General features: G+C 76.8%; 24 protein-coding genes and 1 tRNA gene. 13 read left to right on the forward strand and 12 right to left on the reverse strand.

The annotated features are described in order from the left end of the window. Positions 1-93 precede the first annotated feature (93 nt). Positions 94-177, reverse strand: a tRNA-Leu gene (locus ACI8AC_RS10250). Positions 178-264: 87 nt separating this feature from the next. Between ACI8AC_RS10250 and ACI8AC_RS10255 the strand changes: the two genes are divergently transcribed. Then, entirely contained in the window at positions 265-1,593 is a 1,329-nt protein-coding gene (locus ACI8AC_RS10255) for a M20/M25/M40 family metallo-hydrolase (RefSeq protein WP_456897654.1), read from the forward strand. A 278-nt stretch (positions 1,594-1,871) separates the two neighbouring features. Next, positions 1,872-2,675, forward strand: a complete 804-nt coding sequence (locus tag ACI8AC_RS10260; protein ID WP_456897655.1) for an SDR family oxidoreductase — start codon at positions 1,872-1,874, stop codon at positions 2,673-2,675. A gap of 49 nt (positions 2,676-2,724) precedes the next feature. Here ACI8AC_RS10260 and ACI8AC_RS10265 read toward each other — a convergent pair whose 3' ends face one another. Continuing rightward, positions 2,725-3,294, reverse strand: a complete 570-nt coding sequence (locus ACI8AC_RS10265; RefSeq protein WP_456897656.1) for a class I SAM-dependent methyltransferase — start codon at positions 3,292-3,294, stop codon at positions 2,725-2,727. 127 nt (positions 3,295-3,421) lie between these two features. Here ACI8AC_RS10265 and ACI8AC_RS10270 point away from each other — a divergent pair, with 127 nt between their 5' ends. After that, the gene (locus ACI8AC_RS10270; protein ID WP_456897657.1) at positions 3,422-4,378 is read left to right on the forward strand and encodes an NADPH:quinone oxidoreductase family protein; all 957 of its coding nucleotides are present in this window, start codon (positions 3,422-3,424) and stop codon (positions 4,376-4,378) included. A gap of 9 nt (positions 4,379-4,387) precedes the next feature. Here the strand turns inward: ACI8AC_RS10270 and ACI8AC_RS10275 are convergent, their stop codons facing one another. The 3 genes from ACI8AC_RS10275 to ACI8AC_RS10285 are packed head-to-tail and all read right to left on the reverse strand — an operon-like array spanning position 4,388 to position 6,518. Then, positions 4,388-5,650 (reverse strand): glycosyltransferase, encoded by a 1,263-nt coding sequence (locus tag ACI8AC_RS10275; protein WP_456897658.1) that lies wholly within the window; start codon positions 5,648-5,650, stop codon positions 4,388-4,390. Between the two features lie 10 nt (positions 5,651-5,660). Beyond that, positions 5,661-6,260 carry a TetR/AcrR family transcriptional regulator gene (locus tag ACI8AC_RS10280; RefSeq protein ID WP_456897659.1) on the reverse strand — a complete coding sequence of 200 codons (600 nt, stop codon included), beginning with the start codon at positions 6,258-6,260 and terminating at the stop codon, positions 5,661-5,663. A gap of 51 nt (positions 6,261-6,311) precedes the next feature. Continuing rightward, positions 6,312-6,518 carry a DUF5703 family protein gene (locus ACI8AC_RS10285; RefSeq protein ID WP_456897660.1) on the reverse strand — a complete coding sequence of 69 codons (207 nt, stop codon included), beginning with the start codon at positions 6,516-6,518 and terminating at the stop codon, positions 6,312-6,314. 141 nt (positions 6,519-6,659) lie between these two features. On the opposite strand from ACI8AC_RS10285, the gene ACI8AC_RS10290 reads away from it, so the two are divergent. After that, a complete protein-coding gene (locus tag ACI8AC_RS10290) occupies positions 6,660-6,932 on the forward strand; it encodes a hypothetical protein (protein ID WP_456897661.1) in 273 nt (90 codons plus the stop codon). A gap of 339 nt (positions 6,933-7,271) precedes the next feature. After that, positions 7,272-7,445 (forward strand): hypothetical protein, encoded by a 174-nt coding sequence (locus tag ACI8AC_RS10295; protein WP_456897662.1) that lies wholly within the window; start codon positions 7,272-7,274, stop codon positions 7,443-7,445. Between the two features lie 3 nt (positions 7,446-7,448). Here the strand turns inward: ACI8AC_RS10295 and surE are convergent, their stop codons facing one another. Next, on the reverse strand, positions 7,449-8,201 hold the full coding sequence (surE, locus tag ACI8AC_RS10300; protein WP_456897663.1) for a 5'/3'-nucleotidase SurE: 753 nt from the start codon (positions 8,199-8,201) through the stop codon (positions 7,449-7,451). 3 nt (positions 8,202-8,204) lie between these two features. Next, the gene (locus ACI8AC_RS10305) at positions 8,205-9,164 is read right to left on the reverse strand and encodes a PfkB family carbohydrate kinase (protein ID WP_456897664.1); all 960 of its coding nucleotides are present in this window, start codon (positions 9,162-9,164) and stop codon (positions 8,205-8,207) included. Between the two features lie 133 nt (positions 9,165-9,297). On the opposite strand from ACI8AC_RS10305, the gene ACI8AC_RS10310 reads away from it, so the two are divergent. Beyond that, entirely contained in the window at positions 9,298-10,077 is a 780-nt protein-coding gene (locus ACI8AC_RS10310) for a DUF2470 domain-containing protein (protein ID WP_456897665.1), read from the forward strand. Between the two features lie 94 nt (positions 10,078-10,171). Here the strand turns inward: ACI8AC_RS10310 and ACI8AC_RS10315 are convergent, their stop codons facing one another. Together ACI8AC_RS10315 and ACI8AC_RS10320 are read right to left on the reverse strand one after the other, a co-directional pair. Next, positions 10,172-12,115 carry an AAA family ATPase gene (locus ACI8AC_RS10315; protein ID WP_456897666.1) on the reverse strand — a complete coding sequence of 648 codons (1,944 nt, stop codon included), beginning with the start codon at positions 12,113-12,115 and terminating at the stop codon, positions 10,172-10,174. Then, the gene (locus ACI8AC_RS10320) at positions 12,112-13,083 is read right to left on the reverse strand and encodes an aldo/keto reductase (RefSeq protein ID WP_456897667.1); all 972 of its coding nucleotides are present in this window, start codon (positions 13,081-13,083) and stop codon (positions 12,112-12,114) included. Before ACI8AC_RS10320 ends, ACI8AC_RS10315 begins: the two co-directional genes overlap by 4 nt. Before the next feature lie 197 nt (positions 13,084-13,280). On the opposite strand from ACI8AC_RS10320, the gene ACI8AC_RS10325 reads away from it, so the two are divergent. From ACI8AC_RS10325 to ACI8AC_RS10345, 5 genes are all read left to right on the forward strand, one after another. Then, complete coding sequence (locus ACI8AC_RS10325; RefSeq protein WP_456897668.1) at positions 13,281-14,147, forward strand: undecaprenyl-diphosphate phosphatase; 867 nt, start codon at positions 13,281-13,283, stop codon at positions 14,145-14,147. Between the two features lie 162 nt (positions 14,148-14,309). Next, entirely contained in the window at positions 14,310-15,011 is a 702-nt protein-coding gene (locus ACI8AC_RS10330) for a histidine phosphatase family protein (RefSeq protein ID WP_456897669.1), read from the forward strand. A gap of 83 nt (positions 15,012-15,094) precedes the next feature. Continuing rightward, on the forward strand, positions 15,095-15,646 hold the full coding sequence (locus tag ACI8AC_RS10335; protein WP_456897670.1) for a DUF3090 family protein: 552 nt from the start codon (positions 15,095-15,097) through the stop codon (positions 15,644-15,646). A 13-nt stretch (positions 15,647-15,659) separates the two neighbouring features. Next, positions 15,660-16,415 carry an SCO1664 family protein gene (locus ACI8AC_RS10340; RefSeq protein ID WP_456897671.1) on the forward strand — a complete coding sequence of 252 codons (756 nt, stop codon included), beginning with the start codon at positions 15,660-15,662 and terminating at the stop codon, positions 16,413-16,415. Positions 16,416-16,556: 141 nt separating this feature from the next. Further along, complete coding sequence (locus tag ACI8AC_RS10345; protein ID WP_456897672.1) at positions 16,557-16,940, forward strand: VOC family protein; 384 nt, start codon at positions 16,557-16,559, stop codon at positions 16,938-16,940. Positions 16,941-16,962: 22 nt separating this feature from the next. On the opposite strand, the gene ACI8AC_RS10350 is transcribed toward ACI8AC_RS10345, so the two are convergent. Further along, the gene (locus ACI8AC_RS10350; RefSeq protein ID WP_456897673.1) at positions 16,963-17,679 is read right to left on the reverse strand and encodes a maleylpyruvate isomerase family mycothiol-dependent enzyme; all 717 of its coding nucleotides are present in this window, start codon (positions 17,677-17,679) and stop codon (positions 16,963-16,965) included. Positions 17,680-17,747: 68 nt separating this feature from the next. On the opposite strand from ACI8AC_RS10350, the gene mshC reads away from it, so the two are divergent. Continuing rightward, positions 17,748-19,043, forward strand: coding sequence for a cysteine--1-D-myo-inosityl 2-amino-2-deoxy-alpha-D-glucopyranoside ligase (gene mshC / locus ACI8AC_RS10355; protein WP_456897674.1), 1,296 nt, complete (start codon positions 17,748-17,750; stop codon positions 19,041-19,043). Beyond that, positions 19,043-20,095 (forward strand): HD domain-containing protein, encoded by a 1,053-nt coding sequence (locus ACI8AC_RS10360; protein WP_456897675.1) that lies wholly within the window; start codon positions 19,043-19,045, stop codon positions 20,093-20,095. The genes mshC and ACI8AC_RS10360 overlap by 1 nt, the downstream gene beginning before the upstream one ends. A gap of 74 nt (positions 20,096-20,169) precedes the next feature. Here the strand turns inward: ACI8AC_RS10360 and ACI8AC_RS10365 are convergent, their stop codons facing one another. Together ACI8AC_RS10365 and ACI8AC_RS10370 are read right to left on the reverse strand one after the other, a co-directional pair. Then, positions 20,170-20,613, reverse strand: coding sequence for a VOC family protein (locus ACI8AC_RS10365; RefSeq protein WP_456897676.1), 444 nt, complete (start codon positions 20,611-20,613; stop codon positions 20,170-20,172). Between the two features lie 222 nt (positions 20,614-20,835). Then, positions 20,836-21,699: a PAC2 family protein gene (locus ACI8AC_RS10370; protein ID WP_456897677.1), complete on the reverse strand. Its 864-nt coding sequence runs from the start codon at positions 21,697-21,699 to the stop codon at positions 20,836-20,838. Positions 21,700-21,766: the final 67 nt, after the last annotated feature.

Below are 21,766 nucleotides of genomic sequence, written 5' to 3' on the forward strand. Positions count from 1 at the left end.
CACGGGAACGGGCTCACGCGAAGAAGTAAGCGAGCCGATGATCCATCGAAGAGGAAACACGCACGGCTGTAGAACCGTGGGGGTTCAACTCGGTGTCCGAGGGGGGACTTGAACCCCCACGCCCTATACGGGCACTAGCACCTCAAGCTAGCGCGTCTGCCATTCCGCCACCCGGACAGGTGAGCCGCCCTCGCGGGCGACAAGAGCCAGCATAACCGAGCCGCCACCGGGGTCGGCACACCCCCGGGTGGCACGATCGGCGGCATGTCGGAGCCGACCGAGAAGCCGCTCACCCGCGCCGAGGACGAGGTCGCGGAGCTGCTGAGCGACCTCATCCGCATCGACACCACGAACACCGGGGACACCGCCACCGGCAAGGGGGAGCGCGCGGCGGCCGAGCACGTCGCCCGCCTGCTCGACGAGGTCGGCATCGACAGCGTCGTCCACGAGTCCGAGCCCGGCCGGGCCAGCCTGGTGGCCCGCATCCCCGGGCAGGACCGCAGCCGCGACGCCCTGCTGATCCACGGCCACCTCGACGTCGTGCCGGCCGACGCGGCCGAGTGGAGCGTGCACCCCTTCTCCGGCGAGGAGCGCGACGGCTACGTCTGGGGCCGCGGCGCGGTCGACATGAAGGACATGGACGCCATGGTGCTGGCGCTGGTCCGGGACTGGGCCCGCACGGGCACGCGGCCCCCGCGGGACGTGGTGCTCGCCTTCGTCGCCGACGAGGAGGCCGGCGGCCGGCTCGGCGCCCGGTTCCTGGTCGAGGAGCACCCGGACCTGTTCGAGGGCTGCACCGAGGCCATCAGCGAGGTCGGCGGGTTCAGCATCACCGTCCGCGACGACCTGCGCCTGTACCTGGTCCAGACCGCCGAGAAGGGGCTGGCGTGGATGCGGCTGACCGCCGGCGGCAAGCCCGGCCACGGTTCGTTCGTGCACGACGACAACGCCGTCACCCGGCTGTGCGCCGCGGTCGCCCGGCTGGGCGCGCACCGCTTCCCGACCGTGCTGACCCCGCCGATGCGCCAGTTCCTCGCCGCGGTCGAGGACGCCTACGGCATCGAGATCGACCCCGACGACCCCGAGCAGGCCCTGAGCCGGCTCGGCAGCATCAGCCGGATGATCGGCGCCGCGCTGCGCAACACCGTCAACCCCACGATGCTCGGCGCCGGCTACAAGGCCAACGTCATCCCCGGCACCGCGAGCGCCACCGTCGACGGCCGCTTCCTGCACGGCCAGGAGCAGGAGTTCGAGCGCCAGCTGGCCGACCTGGTGGGTGAGGGCGTGCGGCGGGACTGGATCGTCCACGACCAGGCCGTCGAGACCACCTTCGACGGCCCGCTGGTCGAGCAGATGGTCGCCGCCCTCCGCGCCGAGGACGACGGCGCCCGTCCCGTGCCGTTCACGATGAGCGGCGGCACCGACGCCAAGAGCTTCGAGCGCCTCGGCATGCGCTGCTTCGGGTTCTCCCCGCTGCGGCTGCCGCCGGACCTGGACTTCGCCGCGCTCTTCCACGGCATCGACGAGCGGGTCCCGGTCGAGTCGCTGCGCTTCGGCGTCCGCGTGCTCGACCGCTTCCTCCGCGCCTGCTGACGCCGGCCGGCGCGCCGCCGCACTCCGCCCTCGTCGCCGCGATCGTGATGTCGGGGAACCGGCACGCCGCGGCGGCCCGGCGAGTCGCTCCCGGGACTCCATGATCGCGAGGCGCAGAGGCGCAGAGGCGCAGAGGCGCAGAGGTGGAGAGGCGCAGAGGCGGAGAGGCGCAGAGGCGCGGGTCGCGAGGCGCGTGGCGCGGGGCCGGGAGCGGGCGGGCCGGCGGTGCCGGCGAGGGTGCCCGGGTGGGACGCCGGGGCCCGTGGTGTGATGCCCGGGTGACCGACAGCACACCCCGCCCCGGCTCCGTCGCGCTGATCACCGGGGGGACCGGCGGCTTCGGCCGCGCCCTCGCCACCCGGCTGCGCGAGCGCGAGGTCACCGCCGTCCTCGCCGACCTCGACAGCGAGCGCAACCGGCAGGTCGCCGCCGACCTCGGCTGCCCGTTCGTCGCCCTCGACGTGACCGACCGCGCCGCCAACGAGGCGGTCGTCGCGCAGGTCGAGGCCGAGCACGGCCGGCTGGACGCCGCCTACCTCAACGCCGGCATCTCGGCGGCCAAGAGCGACGACGCCCTGGACCTCGAGGAGTTCATGCGGGTGGTGGACGTCGACCTGTTCGGGGTCGTCTACGGCACCGTGGCCGCCCGCCCGGCCCTGCAGCGGGCCGGCGGGGGAGCGATCGTGGTGACCGCGTCCCTGGCCGGGCTCTCGCCGATGGCCACCGACCCCGGCTACAGCGTGGCCAAGGGGGGCGCGATCGCGTTCGTCCGGTCGATGGCGCCCCGCCTGGAGCGGGAGGGCATCCGGATCTCCGCCATCTGCCCCGGCTTCGCCGACACCGCGATCATCGACCGCATCCGCGACCAGTTCACCGCCGCCGGCTTCCCGGTCCTCTCGGCCGACGAGGTCGCGCAGGCCATGGTCATGGCGTGGGAGCAGGGCGAGCCCGGCGCGGCCTACGTCGTCCAGCCGGGCGTGGGCACGGTGCCCTACCGCTTCAAGGGCGTCCCGAGCGCCCGGACGGCGGCCGGCGAGACCGCCGTCGTCCCGGAGGCGCTGCGGCCGCCGTCGATGCGCTAGCCCCGGGGAGCGCCGGCCCGGCCGCGCGCCGGGCCGGGGTCCCTCGGCGTCAGACCCGGGGCTCCCGGCAGGCGAACAGGAACGCCGGGGGCACGTTCCACGGGGTGATCGTCCGCGTCACCGACCCGAAGCGGCGGCGCAGCTCGCCGGCGATGATCGGCGAGTACTGGATGACCAGCAGCGCGCCGTCCGGCGCCAGGGCCCGGGGCAGCAGGTCCAGCACCCGCCGCCGCAGCCCGGCGTCGAACGAGGTGTAGGGCAGCGCCGAGACGAGGACGTCGGCGCGCTGCCCGTCCAGGTGGGTGTCCAGGTTCTCCGCCGAGTCGCACACGACCTGCAGCCGCGGGTCGTCGTAGCGCGCGTCGAGCAGCTTGGCGAGGTCCGGGTCGATCTCCAGGGAGACCAGCCGGGCACCCGGGGCGAGCCGGGCCAGGATCTCGCCGGTCTGCACGCCGGTGCCGGCCCCCAGCTCCACGACCAGGCCGGCCGCGGACAGGTCGGCCAGGTCGAGCATGCCCCGCACCGCCCAGCGGGAGGTGGGCAGGACGGCGCCGACCTGGCGCGGGTTGGCGAAGAACGCGCGCAGGAAGCGCAGCCGGTCGCTCAGGTGCTCGCTCATGTGTCCTTCCCCGGGCCGCCGGACCTCCGGGCGGCCGTTCGTCCGGAGCAGCGTGGCACGGCGGCGCGCGGGCCGCGATCGGGACCGGGTGACGACGGTCACCGGGGCGTCTGGCAGGGTCGCGGGCATGCGCGCATGGCGGGTCCACCAGCTCGGCAACCCCTCCGACGTCATGAGCCTCGACGAGGTCGAGCAGCCCACCCCGGCCGAGGGGCAGCTGCTGGTCCGCGTCCGGGCGGCGGCGCTGAACTTCCCCGACGTCCTCATGGCGCAGGGCGTCTACCAGGAGAAGCCGCCGCTGCCCTACACGCCCGGCGTGGAGCTGTGCGGCGAGGTCGTGGAGACCGGGCAGCGGGTCATCGGGTCGCCCTCCGGCGGGCCCGGCGCGTTCGCCGAGTACGCCCTGATGGACGCCGACAACGCCTGGCCGGTCCCGGACTCGCTGTCCGACGAGAAGGCCGCCGCCCTCTACCTGACCTACCAGACCGGGCACGTCGGCCTGCACCGCCGGGCCCAGCTGCAGCCGGGGGAGTGGCTGCTGGTGCACGCCGGGGCCGGCGGCGTCGGCTCGGCGGCCATCCAGCTGGGCAAGGCCGCCGGCGCGCGGGTGATCGCCACCGCCGGCGGGCCGCGCAAGGTGGAGGTGTGCCGGGAGCTCGGCGCCGACCACGTCGTCGACTACACCGCCGAGGACTTCGTGCCGGTGGTCAAGGAGGTGACCGGCGGCCGCGGCGCCGACGTCGTCTACGACCCGGTCGGCGGCGACGTGTTCGACCGGAGCCGCAAGTGCATCGCCTTCGAGGGCCGGCTCCTGGTGGTCGGTTTCACCAGCGGCCGGATCCCCGAGGCGCCGGCCAACCACGCGCTGGTGAAGAACTACAGCGTCGTCGGCCTGCACTGGGGGCTGTACCGGAAGATGGAGCCCTCGCTGATCGCCGCGACGCACGACGCGCTGGTCGCGCTGGTCGGGGAGGGGAAGGTCGACCCGCTGGTGGGCGCGGTGCGGCCGCTCGACGAGGCCCCGCAGGCCCTCGCCCAGCTGGCCGACCGCAGCACCGTCGGCAAGGTCGTCCTGCTGCCCTGACCTGGGCGTTCACCCCCGCACGGGACGGGCGGTCGCGGCCGCCTCGATCTGCTCGACCAGCTCCGGCCGGGCGGCGTCGGCCGAGAGGCGGGCGCCGGCCCGGCGGGCGTCCGCCCGCAGCCGGGGGTCGGTGAGCAGGCGGTGCACGGCGGCGGCGATCCGGTCCGGGGAGGCGGTGGGGCGCAGCCGCAGCGCGCCCCCGAGCCGCACGGCCCGGACCGCGTTGTCCCGCTGGTCGCGGCCCAGGGGCAGGCACAGCGTGGGCAGACCCGCGGCCAGCGCCTTGAGCAGGGTGCCGTGGCCGGCATGGGTGACGACGGCGTCCGCCCGGGCGAGCAGCGGGCCGTGCGCGGCCGCCCGGACGACGGCCACCCGGTCGCCGCCCGGCACCGCGGCGGGGTCGACGTGCGGGCCGGTGGTGACCACGGCCCGCACCGGCGAGCGGTCCAGCGCGGCCACCACCCGGCGCAGCACGTCGACGGTGCCGCGCTGGCGCGTGGTGGAGAACCCGACGACCACCAGGGGCCCGCCGCCGGCCGGCGGGTCGATCCGGGGCGCCCAGCCCGGGTCGTCGAGCAGCGGGCCGGTGTAGCGGACGTTGCCCGGCAGCCGGGCCGGCAGGTCGAAGGCGGCGGAGGTCAGCACCAGCACCCGGGCGGCGGCGTCCCACTGGTCCCACAGCCCGGCCAGCGGCGGCAGGCCGAGCCCGGCCCGGGCCGTGTTCAGCGCGGGGAGCCCGCGGTCCCACAGCCGGGTGGCCTGCCGGGCCAGCAGCCGGTCGCGGCCCCGGCCCAGGGGCCCGCGGGCCGGGGGGAGGCCCGAGCCGAAGGGCGGCAGCTCCGGGGCGGGCCGGAGGTAGACGTTCGGGCAGAGCGCCACGGACGGGACGCCGAGGGACTCCGCGGCGGCCAGCACGCCGAGCAGCGCCCCGTCGGAGACGACGACGTCGGCGGGGTGCTCGGCCGACGCCTCGCAGACGTCGGCGGCGAAGGCGGCAGCGGGGCCGGCGACCACCCCGTCGAGGATCCGGGTCAGCACCTGCAGCGGGGTCCGGCAGCCGGCGTCGTCGACCAGGTCGGGGTCCCCGGGGTACCGCCGGGCCGGCGCCCGCCGCCACGGCCGGGAGGCGGCCCCGGTGGCCGCCACCTGCGGCACCAGCACCGGGTCGGACAGCACCCGGACCTCGTGCCCCCGTGCCACGAGGCGGCGGACCACACCCATCTCCGGGGGGACGGTGCCACCGCCGTCCCACAGGGCCACGAGCACGCGCACGCCGGTCTCCTCAGGGTGCGGGGGCCGCCTCGAGGGCGGCCCGGAGCAGGACCTCCAGGACCGCCGCGACGTCGGACCGCCCGAGCCCGAGGTCGCGGCGCAGCAGCTTCCAGGTGCCGACGTCGGAGACCGCGTAGAGCGCGGCCACCGCCCGGGCCCGCGACCGCGGTTCGGCCGGGAGCGCGCCGGCGAAGACCTCCTCCAGCCAGGCCGCGTGCGCCGCCCGGCCGAACTCCACGCCCCGGGCCACCACCGGGATCCGTTCGGCGGCCGCGACCAGCCGCACGTTGGCGTCCCCCAGCGCCTCGTACTGCCGCAGCAGGGCCGCGACGGCGCCGGGGACGTCACCCGGGGAGACCGGGCCGCGCAGCGCCTCGATCTCCGGCGCCAGGGCCGCCACGAGGGCCAGGAACAGGCCCTCCTTGGAGGTGAAGTGGTTGCGCAGCGTCTGCTGGGTGACCCCGGCCGAGGCCGCGACGTCGGCCAGCCGCACCTCGTCGTAGGGGAGGGCGGTGAACCGCGCCCGGGCGGCGGAGAGGATGCGCTCCCGGGTGCGCTCGACGGCCCGCGCACGCTCCTCCATCCGGTAGGGGCGCGTGGCGCGGGTCACACCGGGAGCGTCCGCTTCGCTTGGCTCCGGGTCAAGCGAAAAGCGTCGCGCTCAGATGTGCGGCTTGGGCAGGTAGGACAGCCGCGCCCGCCGGCGCAGGATCGCCTTGCGCGTGCCGTCGGCGTGCAGCTGGAGCCGGGCGAGCTCCCAGCCCCCCGTGTCCGCCTGCAGGCTCAGCATGGTCGCCGCCGCGGACCGGGACGTGCCCGGTGGGATCCGCAGCGGCGCGAACTCGTAATCCCCTGCGACCGCCTCCACCCGGCCGATTGTGCCTGCCCGTCGCCTGCCGGTCACGTGAGCGTCACCTCGCCCGCCACGCGTGACGGGCGCCCGGCCTGCCGGTCCCCGCAGCGGCGGGCAGGATGGGCACGGACCGCACGACCCGACGACGAGAGGCAGGTGGCCGTGACCGAGCCCCGCACCGACGTGCCCGACGCCGACCGGGCCGAGCAGGAGGACCTGGTCGACGTCCCCGAGATCTCGATCGCCGGCGACGCCGCGCCGCCGCCGGAGGACGTCCCCGAGGCCGACGCGCTGGACCAGCAGCTGGTCGCCCGCCCACGCGGCACCGGCGGCCCGGTGCACCCCGTGGGGGACCGCGAGGCCGACGACGCCGACGTCCTGGAGCAGGAGGCCGACGTCCCGGTGGAGGACGACCCCGACCTCGACTGAGGAGGGCCCACCAGGGCACCGGGCCGGCGGGGTGGCCGGGCACCCCGCCGGGTGACCGGCCGGCACGGGTGGTCCGGGCACCGGCAGCCTCGCGCGGGTGACCGCCGCCTGGACCGCCCTGGGGCTCATCGCAGGAGGGCTGCCGCTGCCGGCCTGGTGGATCGGCGGGCGGGGGTGGTCCTGGGGAAGGCTGCGGCCGGGCCCCGAGCCGGACCTCTACCGGGAGGTGGTGCGCCGGCACGGGCTGCGGCCGGGGAGGCCGCCCGGGTCGAGGGCGCGGTCACCCGGGGCCGGGAGCGCCGGCCCTCGCGGCGGCCGCTGGTCGTTCTCGTCCTGGTGGTGTACGCGGCGCTGCTGGGCGGCACCGTGGTCCGCAGCGCCGCGCGCGGGGAGTGGGGGCCGCTGCTGTCCGGGGTCCTCTGGGCGCTCGTCCGGGCCCTGCCCGGGGCCCGCCTGGTGGGTGGCCCCCGGCGCGCGATCGAGCGCGACAGCGGGCCGCCGCCCGCGTCCTGACCCTCAGCCCCCGAGGCCGCCGAGATCGACGTCGGCGGCCTCGCACGGGGCCCGCAGCACGCTCACCGTCGCCCAGCCCTCCCGCAGCAGCGCGACGTCGCTGTCGGGAGCCGGCTCCTCGGGCACCTCGCTGAAGGTGAGGGTCACGAACCCCTCGCCGGTCTCGCCGACGTCGGCCTGCACGGCGCCGAAGTGGGCCAACCGGGCCGACCGCAGCCCGCGCAGCCGGTCACGGGGGACGTCGGGGACGTTGACGTTGACCACGGCCGGGCCCACCGGGTGGTCCAGCAGCCAGTGCAGCGCCCGGCGGGCGGCCTCCTCGGCGGTGTCCCACTCACCGGGATCGGCCGCGGCCAGCGACACCGCCAGCCCCGGGATCCCGTGGGTGGCCCCGGTCAGGGTGGCCCCCACGGTGCCCGAGTGCAGCACCGCCGTCCCGGTGTTCGGCCCGCGGTTGACCCCGGAGAGCACCAGGTCGGGCCGGGGCCCGAAGGCGTCCCGGACGCCGGCGAAGACGATGAACCCCGGGGAGGCCTGCACCGCGAGGACCCGCTCGGCGGCCAGGCCGGGCAGCGTCCGCTCGTGCACCACCAGCCGGCCGCCGTCGGCCAGGGCGGTGAGGGCGGCGCTGCTGCCGCTGTACTCGTCGTCGGGGGCGGCGACGACCACGTCGAGGCCGGCGTCGGCCGCCACGCGCGCCAGCCGCAGCAGGCCGGGGGCGTCGATGCCGTCGTCGTTGGTGACCAGGCAGCGCACGGCTCAGCCCTCCCGGAACGGCTCGACGACGACCCGCTCGGCCAGCCGGGCCGCGACGTCCCGGTGCCCGGTGGCCAGGCCGCGCCGGGTGACGTTGAGCGCGCCGGCGGCGGCGCCGAGGCAGAGCGCCCGGCGCAGGTCGCCCCCGCGGGCGAGGGCGGCGGCGATGCCGGCGGTCATGGAGTCGCCGGCCCCGCGGTGGTCCTCCAGCTGCAGCGTCGGGGCGTGCACCGCGAGCACCTCGTCGTCGACCAGCGCCAGCGCGGGGTCCCCGGCGCGGGAGAGGACCACCGCCTCGGCGCCCTCCTCGGCCAGCGCCCGCATGGCCGCGACGAGGACCTTCGGCTCGTCGCTCTCGGCGCGGCCGTCGCCGACGAGGTCCTCTTGGCTGACCTTGAGCACGGTGAGCCCACCGGCCACGGCCGCGGTGAGCGCGTCACCGGAGAGGTCGGCCACCACCGGCACCTCGACCGCCCGCAGGTCGGCCACCAGCCGGCGGAAGGTGTCGGCGGGCACGGTGTGCGGCGCGTGGGCGCCGCCCAGCACGGCGACGTCGGCGTCCAGCCCGGCCGCCAGCGAGGCGGTGTAGAGCTCGTCGACCTCGTGCCGGGACAGCGCCGGCGGGGCCATCTGGGCGACCTCCGCGCGCTCGCCGCCGCGGCGGTCGTGCACGTAGGCGCCGTTGGGCAGCAGCTGGTCGGTGGCCCGGACCGCGATGCCCTCGTCGGCGATGAGGTGGCGCAGCACCGAGCCGGTCTCACCGCCGAAGGGCGCGGCCAGCGTCGTCCGGACGCCGAGGGTCACCAGCATGCGGGCGATCCAGTGACCCTGGCCGCCGGCGTGCAGGTGGATCTCCGGCCCGCCGTCGCCGTCCGCCTCGACCGTCACCGTCAGCAGGGGGGACGGTGCGAAGACGAACGCCGTCCCGTCCTGGTCGTCCGTGCCGCCGGTTCCCGCGCCCATCGCCCCTCCCGGTGGTCCGCCGTGGCGGACCGGTGCTGCCCCGCGGTGGGCGGTGCCACACCTGGGCTTCCGCCCCAGCCGGAAGTGTGGTTAGGCTGGCCTAACTCATTCCCGGAACGCCGGAGGTCCCGCGTTGACGACGAGCCCGATGCAGGTGCCGCTGGGTGTGGCCGCCGGACCCGCCGAGCGGGCGCGGACGGTCGCCACCCGCGTGGCCGCCGCGCTGTGCGTGCGCGACCTGCCCGCCGGCCGGCCCCTGGCCGCGGCGACCACCACGGAGGGCGACGTGCTCGTCCTGGTGCCCTCCGGCGGCGAGGTCACCACCGCGCTCGAGGGGGCCGGCGGCGAGCTCACCGCGGCCCTGCTCGTCAGCGACCCCGCGCCGGTCCCGCTGCGGCAGCCGGTGCGCGCCCAGGTGTGGCTGTCGGGCTGGCTGGCCGCGGTCCCCGAGCCGGTGCGGCGCGAGGCGGCGCTGGCCTTCGCCGCCGTCCGCCCCGCCGAGCAGCTGCTCGACGTCGGGACGGCGACCACCCTGCTGCGCCTGGACTTCGCCGAGGTCGTCCTGCGCGAGGGCTCCCGCTGCACCGAGATCCCGCCCGCGGAGTTCACCGCCGCCCGTCCCGACCCCCTGGCCGGCGTCGAGGCCGCGATGCTGGGCCACCTCGACCGTGACCACCCCGAGGTCCTCGCCCTGCTGCGCAGCCGCATCCCGGCCGGCGACCTCGGCCCCCGCGACGTCGTCCGCCCGCTGGGCGTCGACCGCTTCGGCTACCGGCTGCGGATCGAGCGGCCGACCGGCCACCGGGACCTGCGGGTGCCCTTCCCGCAGCCCCTGACCTGCGCCGGGCAGCTGCAGTCGGCGACCCGGCGGCTGCTGTGCGCGGCACGGGCCGCCCTGGCCCGCCGCGACTGAGCCCCGCGGGCCCGGCACAGGCAGCTCTTCCCACGTCAACGGCCCGCGGACGCGGGAAAAGCTTCCCATGCCAGGTGGAACGGGAGGGGCGCCCTCAGCCGGCGTCCTCGGTCAGCAGCCGGGTCAGGCGGGTGCGCCGCGGGCGGACGTCGACCTCCCGGACCGCGCGCGCCAGCGCCGCACCCGAGGCGTGCACGATCGACAGGTGCCGCTGCGCGCGGGTGAGCGCGGTGTAGACCAGCGGCCGCGACAGCATCCCCCCGGCCTCGGGCGGCAGCACGACGACCACCCCGGGCCACTCCGACCCCTGCGCGCGGTGCACGGTGATCGCCCAGCCGTGCCGCAGGTCGCCCAGCGCCTGCCCGCTGACCGTCACCGGGCCGGAGGCGAACGCCACGTCGAGGGCGCCGTCCCCGGTGCCGGTGACCACGCCGACCTCCCCGTTGGCGAAGCCGATCGGCTCCAGGTCGAGGTGGTTGGCGGTGGCCACCACGCGGTCGCCGACGTCGAAGCCCCACACCGTGCCGTCACCCGGGTTGAGCCGCGCCTTGAGCGCCTTGTTGAGCTCGATGGTCCCGGCCGGGCCGCGGTGCACCGGCGTCACCACCTGGACCGTCGCCGGGTCGATGCCCAGCGCCCGGGGGATGGAGTCGGTGACCAGCTGCACCACCCGCTTGGCGGCCTCCGCGCTGCCGGTCGCCGGGACGACGACCACCTCGCGGTCGGGGGAGTCCACCGGCGGCAGCTCCCCGGCCCGGACGGCGTTGGCCAGCCGGGCGATCGCCCCGCCCTCGGCCTGCCGGTACAGGGTGGTCAGCTCGGTGACCGGGACGACGCCGGAGTCGATCAGGTCGCCCAGCACGTGGCCGGGGCCGATGGAGGGCAGCTGGGCGGGGTCGCCCACGAGCAGCAGGTGGGTGCCGTCGGCGCAGGCCTCGAGCAGGGCCGCGGTCAGCTCGACGTCGAGCATCGACGCCTCGTCGACGACCACGACGTCGGCGTCGAGGGGCCACTCCTCGTTGCGCGCGAACCCGCCGGTCGTCCCCTGCGCGCCGAGCAGCCGGTGCACCGTCACCGCGGGGTGGTCGGTGAGCTCCTCCAGCCGCTTGGCCGCCCGCCCGGTCGGGGCGGCCAGCGCGACCTCGGTGCCCTTCGAGCGCAGCAGCGACACCACGGCGGCGACGGTGCGGCTCTTGCCGGTGCCCGGCCCGCCGGTGAGCAGCGAGACGCCGGCGCCCAGCACCTGGGCGACCGCGGCCCGCTGCGCCTCGTCCAGCCCCTTGGCCACCGAGCGGACGGCGGCCGGGTCGGCGATCCGCTCGGCCGTGGCGGCCAGCCGGGCGACGTTCTCCGCGACCGCCTCCTCGGCCATGCCGAAGCGGGCCAGGGACAACGTGCGCAGCGCCGGGTCCGGGTCGGGCAGCTCGTCGACGTCGGCGTCCTCGTCGAGCTCGGGCTCCGGCGGCTCGTGCTCGAGCACCTCGCCGGACTCCACCGCCGCGACCACCGCGGCCGCCGGGTCGGCGATGCCCTCCGCGCGCAGCGCGGCCACCACCAGGTCGGCGGGCAGCACGGTGTGCCCGTCCCGGGTCGCCGTCCGCAGGGTGAGGGCCACCACCGCCCGCCCGCGCCGGGTGTCCTGCCGGTCGGCCCGGGGCAGGACGGCGATGGCCAGCCGGTCGGCGTCGGCGAGGGAGACCCCCGGCAGGCCGAGCAGCGCCCACGGGTCGTCGCGCAGCCGGCGGGCGGCGTCCTGGCCGAGGGCGTCGGCGACCCCGGCGGCCAGCCGCGCCTCCAGCCCGGCGCCCACCAGCAGGCCGACCACCTCGTAGGTGGGCTGCGCCGACAGGAACGAGGAGAACAGCCGCTCGGCGCGCTGCCGGCCCACCCGGGGGAGCTTGAGCAGCCGGTCGGCGGTGACGTCGTCGGGGGAGGTGATGCCCGCGGCGGGCAGCTCCGCGGCGGTCCGCTTGCCGAGACCGGGCCACAGGCCCGCGGCGCAGAAGGCGGCGAAGACGGGGTCGGCGGGCGCGGTCACGGCCGCTCGGGGTAGGAGAAGTGCGGCGCCGAGACGTCCTCGAGCGCGGTGCGGATGGCGGCGGGCAGCCGGACGGCCTCGGCGTCGAGCGAGACCTGCAGCTGGGCGGCGGTGCGGGCCCCCACCACGGGCGCGGTCACCCCGGGGCGGTCGCGGACCCAGGCCAGCGCCACCGCCAGCGGCGTGGTGCCCAGCCCCTCGGCGGCGGTGATCACCGCCTCGACGATGCGGTCGGAGTCCGGCGTCCGCAGCCCGTCGATGAACGCCTGCCACTGCGGGGAGGCGGCGCGGGACTCCGACGGCGTGCTGTGCCGGTACTTCCCGGTGAGGATCCCGCGGCCCAGCGGCGACCAGGCCAGCACGCCGAGCCCCAGCGCCTCGGCGGCCGGCACGACCTCGCGCTCCACCCCGCGCTGCAGCAGCGAGTACTCGACCTGGGTGCTCACCACCGCCACCCGGCCCGGCCACGCCCGCTGCCAGGTCGCGGCCTGGGCGGTCTGCCAGCCGGTGAAGTTGCTGACCCCGACGTAGCGCACCCGGCCCGAGGCCACCGCCGCGTCGCAGGCGGCCAGGGTCTCCTCCAGCGGGGTGGTGTCGTCCCAGGCGTGCAGCTGCCAGAGGTCGACGTGGTCGAGGCCGAGCCGCTCGAGGGAGGCGTCCAGGGCGGCCAGCAGGTGCCCGCGGGAGGCCCCGCGGCCCATGGGGCCGGGCGCGGTGCGCCCCACGGCCTTGGTCGCGACGAGCACGTCGGAGCGCGGGACGACGTCGGAGAGCAGCCGGCCCAGCGTGCGCTCGCTCTCGCCGTCGCAGTAGACGTCGGCGGTGTCGACCAGCGTGCCGCCGGCGTCGACGAAGGCGGTCAGCTGCATCGCGGCCTCGTCCTCGTCGGTGTCCCGGCCCCAGGTCATGGTGCCCAGTGCGAGGCGGGAGACCACGAGCCCGCTGCGCCCGAGTGCGCGTTGTTCCACGGGGGGCCAACCTACCGCCGCGCCCCGCGGCCGGCCGGGGGCGCGACGGGGGCCGGGGACGGCGGGGGCGGGTGTGACGCGAACCCGTTCCCGGTGCACGCGGATGCCGCACCGGCGGCCCTAGGCTGGCCTCCCGTGCCCGCCTCCCCGCACCCGCCCCGCCGTCCCGCCGATCCCGTCGCCGGGCGGACCGGTCGATGAGCTGGCTGGAGGCCGTCGTCCTCGGCGTCGTCCAGGGCCTCACCGAGTTCCTCCCGATCTCCTCCAGCGCGCACCTGCGCGTCGTGGGGGAGGCCTTCGGCTGGGGCGACCCCGGCGCGGCGTTCACCGCGATCACCCAGATCGGCACCGAGGCGGCGGTGCTGCTCTACTTCCGCCGCGAGATCGGCCGGATCGTGGCGGCCTGGGTGCGGTCGCTGGGTGACCGGTCGGCGCGCTCCGACCCGGACGCCCGGATGGGCTGGCTGATCATCGTCGGCACCGTCCCGATCGTCGTCCTGGGCCTGCTCCTGCAGGACCGCATCGAGACGACCTTCCGCGACCTGCGCATCGTCGCGATCGCCCTGGTCGCCTTCTCGCTGGTGCTCTACTGGGCCGACCGGGTCGGGACCAAGAAGCGGGAGCTGGACCAGCTCACCGTCGGCCACGGCATCGCCTTCGGGTTCGCCCAGGCCATGGCGCTCGTGCCGGGCGTGTCCCGGTCGGGCGGCACGATCACCATGGGGCTGTTCCTCGGCTACTCCCGGTCGGCGGCCGCCCGCTACTCCTTCCTGCTCGCCGTCCCCGCCGTCCTCGGCTCGGGCTTCTTCCAGGTCTACGAGGCGCTCACCGGGGGCGTGGCCGGGGAGACCGTCGACTGGGGGCCGACCCTGCTGGCCACCGTGCTGGCCTTCGGCATCGGCCTGGTGGTCATCGCCTGGCTGCTGCGCTACCTCGACCGCGGCAGCTTCACCCCGTTCGTCGTCTACCGGGTGGTGCTCGGCCTGGCGCTGCTCGCGCTCGTCGGCGCCGGGGTGCTCGACCCGACCGGGGTCACCGCCCCGGACCCGTCCCCGGCCCCCTGACGCCGACCCCCCTGCCCCCGGCCCCCGGCCCCCGGCCCCCGGCCCCGGCCGTGATCATGGACGTCCGGCACGTCGCCGCGCCGCACCCGGCGTGTCGCCGAGCACGATCCCCGTGATCACGGCCGGGCGGGGCGCCGACCCGACCGCCTAGGCTCGGGCGTCGTGACCACCGTCATCCTCCTGCGGCACGGCCGCACGACGGCCAACGCCGGGGGCGTGCTCGCCGGGTGGAGCCCCGGCGTCCGGCTCGACGAGACCGGCGAGGCCCAGGTGCGCGCGGTCGCGGAACGGCTGGCGCCGGTCCCGCTGGCGGCCGTGGTGAGCAGCCCGCTGGAGCGCTGCCGGCAGACCGCGGACGCCGTCCTGGCCGGGCGCGACCTCGAGCCGGCCACCGACGAGCGGTTCGGCGAGTGCCGCTACGGCGACTGGACCGGCCGCCCGCTCAAGGAGCTGGTCAAGGAGCCGATGTGGAAGGTGGTGCAGCAGCACCCCTCCGCGGCGGTGTTCCCCGGCCCGGAGGGGGAGGGCCTGGCCCAGACCCAGGCCCGCGCGGTCGCCGCCGTCCGGGACTGGAACGCCCGGCTGGACCCCGACGCGGTCTGGCTCGCCTGCAGCCACGGCGACGTGATCAAGGCCGTGCTCGCCGACGCGCTCGGCATCCACCTCGACCAGTTCCAGCGGATCGTCGTCGACCCCGCGTCGATCTCGGTCGTCACCTACACCGACACCCGCCCGTTCGTGGTGCGGATGAACGACACCGGCGGGGACGTCGCCGCCCTCGTCCCGCCGAGGAGGAAGAGGCGCCGACGCCGGGCCGAGGACTCCGACGCCGTCGTCGGCGGCGGGGCCGGGGCGACCGCCTGACCTGGCGGTGCGGCCCGGCGGACCCGTCGGGCGGGCGCCGCGCCCCGGCTGGCCGCCCGGGTCGGCCCGCGTAACCTGGGACCGTGCCGCGCCAGGTCTTCCTCTTCGACCGCCCGTCCCGGTTCGTCGCCGGCACGGTCGGGCAGCCCGGTGACCGCACCTTCTACCTCCAGGCCTCCGACGCCGCCGGCCGCGTGGTCAGCGTCGCGCTCGAGAAGACCCAGGTGCAGGTCCTGGCCGACCGGATGAGCGAGCTGCTCGACGAGGTCGCCACCCGCCCCGGCGCAGTGGTCCCGCCCGACGCCGACGTCGACGACCTGGAGCCGCTGACCCCGCCGGTCGACGAGGAGTTCCGCGTCGCGGCCATGGGCCTGGCCTGGGACGGCGAGGCCCAGGCCGTCGTCGTCGAGGCCGTCGCCGCCGGTGAGGAGCCGATCGACGAGGAGGCCATCCTCTCCGACAGCGACGAGGGCCCCGACGCCCTGCGGGTCACCATCACCCCCGCGGCCGCGCGGGCCTTCGTCGTCCGCGCCCGCCGGGTCGTGGCCGCCGGCCGGCCGTCCTGCCCCCTGTGCTCGCTGCCCCTGGACCCCACCGGGCACGTCTGCCCGCGGCAGAACGGCTACCGCCGCTGAACCGGCACGCCCGATGACCGAGCGCCCCGCCGACCCGGCGTCGGACCTGCGCGCCCCGGCCGACGACGACGAGGCCCGCGCCCTCCTGCTCGCGGGCGAGATCGACCTCGAGGGCCGGATGCTCGACGCCAGCAACGTCACGCTGGTGGGCACCGTCCGCACCGCCGAGCTGGCCGCCGAGTGCGTGTACAAGCCGGTCGCGGGGGAGCGGCCGCTGTGGGACTTCCCCGACGGCACCCTCGCCGGCCGGGAGGTCGCCGCCGCGCTGGTCTCCGACGCCACCGGCTGGCGCGTGGTCCCGCCGACCGTGCTGCGCGACGGCCCGTTCGGCCCGGGCATGGTGCAGCTGTGGGTGGACGGCGACCCCGCGGTCGACCTCACCGCGTTCGTCCGGCTCGACCACCCGGGGCTGCGGCGCATGGCGGTGTTCGACGCGGTGGTGAACAACGCCGACCGCAAGGGCGGGCACATCATCCCCATCCCCGGCGGGCACGTGCACGGCGTCGACCACGGCATCTGCTTCTCCGCGGAGCCCAAGCTGCGCACGTTGCTGTGGCGCTGGGCCGGCCAGCGCCTGCCGGCCGACGCCCTCGCCGTGCTCGAGCGGCTGGCCGACGAGCTGCGCGACGACCTCGGGGAGCAGCTGCACGAGCACCTCACCCGGCGCGAGGTCCGCCGCACCCAGCAGCGGGTGGCCGAGCTGCTGCGCACGGGACGGCACCCCGAGCCCAGCGGCGACTGGCCCGCGCTGCCCTGGCCGCCCTTCTGAGAGGGTCCTGGCCGGTCGTCGTCCCGCTCCCGGACGTCCGGGCCGCGGGGATGTCCGGTGCAGGGGCCGTGAGCGGGTGGAACGGCGATCGGGTGGGCGGCGCTCGGACGGCGACCGGGTGGACTCTGCCAGGCTCCGCGCATGCCGCACCGCAGCCGCCTCGCCGTCCTGCTCGTCGACCTCCCGCCGGAGCTGCACGACGCGGGCCGGGACTTCTGGTCCGCCGCCACCGGGCACCCGGTCGAGCCGGACCCGGTGGACGACCACTGGTCCTCGCTGGGCTCGTTCGCCGACGGGTTCCACCTGGAGGTCCAGCGCACGGGCCGGGGCACGCTCCCGCGGTGGCACGTCGACATCGAGACCGACGACATCCCCGCGGAGGTGGCCCGGCTGGAGGCGCTCGGCGCCCGGCGCATCGAGGACATGGGCGGGTTCTGGCAGATGAAGGACCCGTCCGGCCTGGTCTTCTGCGTCGTCGGCGTGCAGACCGAGGAGTTCGACCGGCACGCCACCACCTGGCCGTGAGGGAGGGCCGGTCGGGCCCCGTTCAGTCGAGGCGGACCGCGTCGAGCATCGCGGCGGCCTGCAGCCCGTCGCCGTCCACGGTGAGCACCTCCAGCGGGACCCGGCGCCAGACGGTCAGCAGCAGGTCGAAGGCGGTGCCGGTGAGCGCCGCGACGGGGAAGGGGCGGGTCCCGGGGAAGAGGGTGCGCTCCGCGTCGACGTCCACGGCGTGCAGGACGACGGGGTGCGCCGACGCCGGGGGCCCGTCGGGCAGCGCCCCGGGCACCATGACCTCCAGCCACTCGTCGATGCCGTCCAGCGCCACCCGGGGCGGCACCGGGCGGACGTCGTCGAGCACCTGCTCGACGTCCACCGTGTGCACCACCGCCTCCATCGCCTGCCGGCGCAGCACGAAGCCGACGTCCTGCCGGGGCGCCCACGTCCACACCCGCTCGGCGGGGTCGGCGCCGGCCAGCGCGGTCTCCAGCTCCGCCGACCGGGCCAGGGCGTAGCCCAGCAGCTCGTCGTCCGGGTGCCGCACCGGCTCGGGGTAGGCCGACGGGTCGGCCGCCCGGGTGCGCACCACCCAGGTCCAGAAGTGCTGGACCTCGGCGAGGTGCCACACCAGGTCGGCCAGCGACCACCCCGGGCAGCCGGGCACCGCGGCCCGCCAGCCGTGCCCCAGCACCGCCTCGGCGGCCGCGTCGGCGAAGCGGGCGTTGCGCCCCTTCAGCACCGACAGGTACTCCTCCGGTCCCACGGTCCCTCCTCGCGCCGTCGGGGGACGGGCTGCCCGGTCGCGTCAGGTGCCGCATCTACGCTCGACCCGTGCTCGCCTGGCCCGCCCCGCTCCTGCCGACCCTCCCCGGGACCGGCCCCGCGCTCAAGCTCCACGACACCGCGCGCGGCGAGGTCGTGGCCACCGGCCCCGACCGCGTGGCCCGGATGTACGTCTGCGGGATCACCCCCTACGACGCCACGCACCTCGGGCACGCGGCCACCTACCTCGCGTTCGACCTGGTCAACCGGCTGTGGCGGGACGCCGGGCACGCGGTCCACTACGTGCAGAACGTCACCGACGTCGACGACCCGCTGCTGGAGCGCGCCGAGCGGGACGGCGAGGACTGGGTGGTCCTCGGCATGCGCGAGACGGCGCTGTTCCGGGAGGACATGACCGCGCTGCGGGTCCTCCCGCCCGAGGACTACGTCGGCGCGGTGGAGTCGATCCCGCGGATCGTCGCGCACATCGAGACCCTCCTCGACGAGGGGGTGGCCTACCCGCTGGACGACGGCACCGGCGACGTCTACCACGACGTGGCCCAGGCCCCCGGCTTCGGCGGCGAGTCCGGCTACGACGAGGCCACGATGCTGGCGCTGTCCGCCGAGCGGGGCGGTGACCCCGACCGGCCCGGCAAGCGCAACCGGCTCGACCCGCTGCTCTGGCGCGGGCAGCGGCCGGGCGAGCCGTCCTGGCCGGGCCCGCGCGGGGTCGCCGGCCGGCCGGGCTGGCACGTCGAGTGCGCCACGATCGCCCTGGAGACGATCGGCATGGGTTTCGACGTGCAGGGCGGCGGCAGCGACCTGGTCTTCCCGCACCACGAGTTCTCCGCCGTCCACGCCGAGGCCCTCACCGCCGCGATCACCGGGGTGAAGCAGCCCTTCGCCAAGGCCTACGTGCACGCGGCGATGATCGGCCTCGACGGCGAGAAGATGAGCAAGAGCCGCGGCAACCTGGTGTTCGTCTCCAAGCTGCGGGGCGAGGGCGTCGACCCGATGGCCGTCCGCCTGGCCCTGCTGTCCGGGCACTACCGCACCGACCGCACCTGGACCCAGGACCTCCTCGACCAGGCCCGCGGGCGCCTGGCCCGCTGGCGGCGGGCGGTGGCGCTGCCCGCCGGCGTCCCCGCCGCGCCGGTGCTCACCGCGCTGCGCGAGCGGCTGACCGACGACCTCGACACCCCGGGGGCGATCGCCGCCGTCGACACCTGGGCCGACCGCACGCTCGCCGCCGGCGACCACCCCGCCCTGGAGGAGGGGGCCCCGGCGCTGGTCCGGGACGCCGTGGACGCCCTCCTCGGCATCGCGCTCGACCCGGTGGCCCCCGAGCCGGCGCCCGCCGGCTGATGCCCGGCGCGGCTGCCGGGCCGTTCCGGCGCACCGACCGGGCGGCCCGCGAGCGGGAGGAGGAGGCGCTCGCCCCGGCGGCCACCCGCTCGGCGGCCACCCGCGGGCGGGCGGTCGACGAGCCGGAGGACCCGCTGCGCACCGCCTTCGAGCGGGACCGCGACCGCATCCTGCACGCCAAGGCGTTCCGCCGGCTCAAGCACAAGACGCAGGTCTTCCTCAACCCCGACGGCGACCACTTCGTCACCCGGCTCACCCACACCCTGCAGGTCACCCAGGTGGCCCGGTCCCTGGCGCGGGCGCTGGGCCTCAACGAGACCCTCGCCGAGGCCGTGGCGCTCGGCCACGACCTCGGGCACTCGCCGTTCGGGCACATCGGCGAGGACGCCCTGGAGCCCTACGTCCCCGGCGGCTGGCACCACGCGGCCCAGGGCGTGCGGATCGTCGAGGTGCTCGAGCACCTCAACCTCACCTGGGAGGTGCGCGACGGCATCCGCGCGCACAGCTGGAAGATCGACCCGCCGCCGGACACCCGCGAGGCCGAGTGCGTCCGCTACGCCGACCGCATCGGCTACCTCTCCCACGACGCGCTGGACGCCGTCCGCGCCGGGGTGATCGAGGTCCGGGACCTGCCCGCCCGGGCGCGCGCGCTCTTCGGCGACCCCGGCAGCCGGATGGTGGGCGCGATGGTCGACGCCGTGGTCGCCGGCAGCCTCGACCCGGGCAACGGCAGCGGGCGGGTCGTGATGGCGCCGGGCCCCCTGGAGGCCTTCCACGAGCTGCGCGCGTTCATGTTCCAGCGGGTGTACGCCTCGGAGACCGCGGCCGGGCAGAAGCAGCTGGCCATCGACGTCACCCGCCGGCTCGTCGACCACCACCTGGCCCACCCGGAGCTGATCCCGGCGTCCTACCGCGACACCGCCGCCGACCCCGTCACCCAGGTGGTCGACTACGTCTCCGGCATGACCGACCGCTACGCCCTCACCGTGCACGACCGGCTCTTCGACGCCGACGCCACCGCGCAGATGCGCCCGCTGCTGCGGCTGCCCTGACGGCGCGGCTGCCCTGACGGCGCGGCGCCCTGACGGCGCGGCCGCCCTGACGGCGGCGTCCCCGACGGCCGTGCTCAGCCGCCGACGGGGCCGAGGGTGACCGTGCCGTCGTCGGCCACCGCCCAGCCCGGGTTGTGGGCGACCTCCCAGCGGATGCCGGCCGGGTCGGCGAAGTACCCGTGGAACCCGCCGAAGGCCGCCGGCTGCGCGGGCTTGAGCAGCCGGCCGCCCGCGGCCACGGCGTCGTCCAGGCAGCGCCGCACCTCCTCCGGGCTGCCCACGTTGTGCGCCAGGCTCAGCCCGCCGCCGGGGGATACGGCGCCGGCCGGCAGGCCCATGTCGGCCGCCAGGTCGGCCGCCCCCCACAGCCCGACCAGCAGCCCGTGCCCGAGCTGCAGGAAGACGATCTCCCCGGGCACCTCGAACACCGGTCGCCAGCCGAGCCCTTCCACGTAGAAACGCCGGGCCGCCGCCACGTCGGGGACGGCGAGGGTGAGGAGGTCCAGTCGTGCCTGCATGCGCCCAGCCTGCCGGTCCCGGCCCGGCCCCGGCGCGCGCAGATCCACCGTCATCCCCAACATCCCCCGCCCCCGGACCGAGGGGCCGCTCGGGTCGCCGACACGCGGGCGACGCGCCGACGCCGGCGACCGGGCCTGCCGTCGCGACGCGACCAGACCGTTATCCCCAACTCTCGACCGACCGGAGGGAGGCGACCGCCGGCGCGCACACGGGGACCGGGGTCAGTTGGGGGAGGAGCCCCGCCGACGGAGGTAGCGCTCGAACTCGCGGGCGATCGAGTCGCCGCTGGCGTTGGAGAGGTCGACCTCGGTGGCCCGCTCCTCGAGCGAGCGGACGTACTCCACGACCTCGGCGTCCTCGTTGGCCATCTCGTCGACGGTCTTGACCCAGTCGTCGGCCTGCTGCGGGAGCGCGCCGAGCGGCACGGCGAGCTCGAGCACCTCCTCGACCCGCTGCAGCAGGGCGACGGTGGCCCGTGGCGAGGGGGGCTGGGAGACGTAGTGCGGGACGGCGGCCCAGAAGCTCACCGCCGGCAGCCCCGCCTGCACGCAGGCGTCCTGGAAGACGCCGAGGATGCCGGTGGGCCCCTCGTAGCGGGAGGTCTCCAGCCCCCAGCGCTCGGCGGACTCGGCGTCGTAGGCCGACCCCGACACCGGGGTCGGGCGGGTGTGCGGCGTGTCGGCCAGCAGCGCGCCGAGGCCGATCACCGTGCGCACGTCGAGCTCCCGGCACAGCTCGATGAGCTCCTGGCAGAAGCCGCGCCAGCGCATGTTCGGCTCGATACCGCGGATGAGCACCACGTCGCGGTCGGCGTCCGGCGGCCGGGCCACCGAGATGCGGGTGGTCGGCCACTCCACGCGCCGGCTCACCCCGCCCACGAGGGAGACGGTGGGCCGGTTGACCTGGAAGTCGTAGTAGTCCTCGGGGTCCAGCGCGGCGAGGGGGGTGGCGTCCCAGATGAGCTCGAGGTGCTCCAGCGCTCCCGTGGCGGCGTCCCCGGCGTCGTTCCAGCCCTCGAAGGCCACGACCACCATGGGGTCGTCGAGGCGGGGCAGGTCCTCAGGGGTGGACTTCGGGTCGGTCACCCCTGCGAGCCTACGTCGGTCCGCTGCCCGCGCCTCCCCGTGACGGCCCGGCGGGGAGTCGGCCGCC

The organism is Geodermatophilus sp. SYSU D00758, assembly GCF_054049955.1.

Coding starts and splice junctions, on each gene's coding strand:
- ACI8AC_RS10325 (WP_456897668.1), top strand. CDS start 13,281: ATGAGCTGGCTGGAGGCCGTCGTCCTCGGCGTCGTCCAGGGCCTCACC.
- ACI8AC_RS10340 (WP_456897671.1), top strand. CDS start 15,660: ATGACCGAGCGCCCCGCCGACCCGGCGTCGGACCTGCGCGCCCCGGCC.
- ACI8AC_RS10265 (WP_456897656.1), bottom strand. CDS start 3,294: ATGAGCGAGCACCTGAGCGACCGGCTGCGCTTCCTGCGCGCGTTCTTC.
- ACI8AC_RS10365 (WP_456897676.1), bottom strand. CDS start 20,613: ATGCAGGCACGACTGGACCTCCTCACCCTCGCCGTCCCCGACGTGGCG.
- ACI8AC_RS10270 (WP_456897657.1), top strand. CDS start 3,422: ATGCGCGCATGGCGGGTCCACCAGCTCGGCAACCCCTCCGACGTCATG.
- ACI8AC_RS10360 (WP_456897675.1), top strand. CDS start 19,043: ATGCCCGGCGCGGCTGCCGGGCCGTTCCGGCGCACCGACCGGGCGGCC.
- ACI8AC_RS10255 (WP_456897654.1), top strand. CDS start 265: ATGTCGGAGCCGACCGAGAAGCCGCTCACCCGCGCCGAGGACGAGGTC.
- ACI8AC_RS10345 (WP_456897672.1), top strand. CDS start 16,557: ATGCCGCACCGCAGCCGCCTCGCCGTCCTGCTCGTCGACCTCCCGCCG.
- ACI8AC_RS10305 (WP_456897664.1), bottom strand. CDS start 9,164: ATGGGCGCGGGAACCGGCGGCACGGACGACCAGGACGGGACGGCGTTC.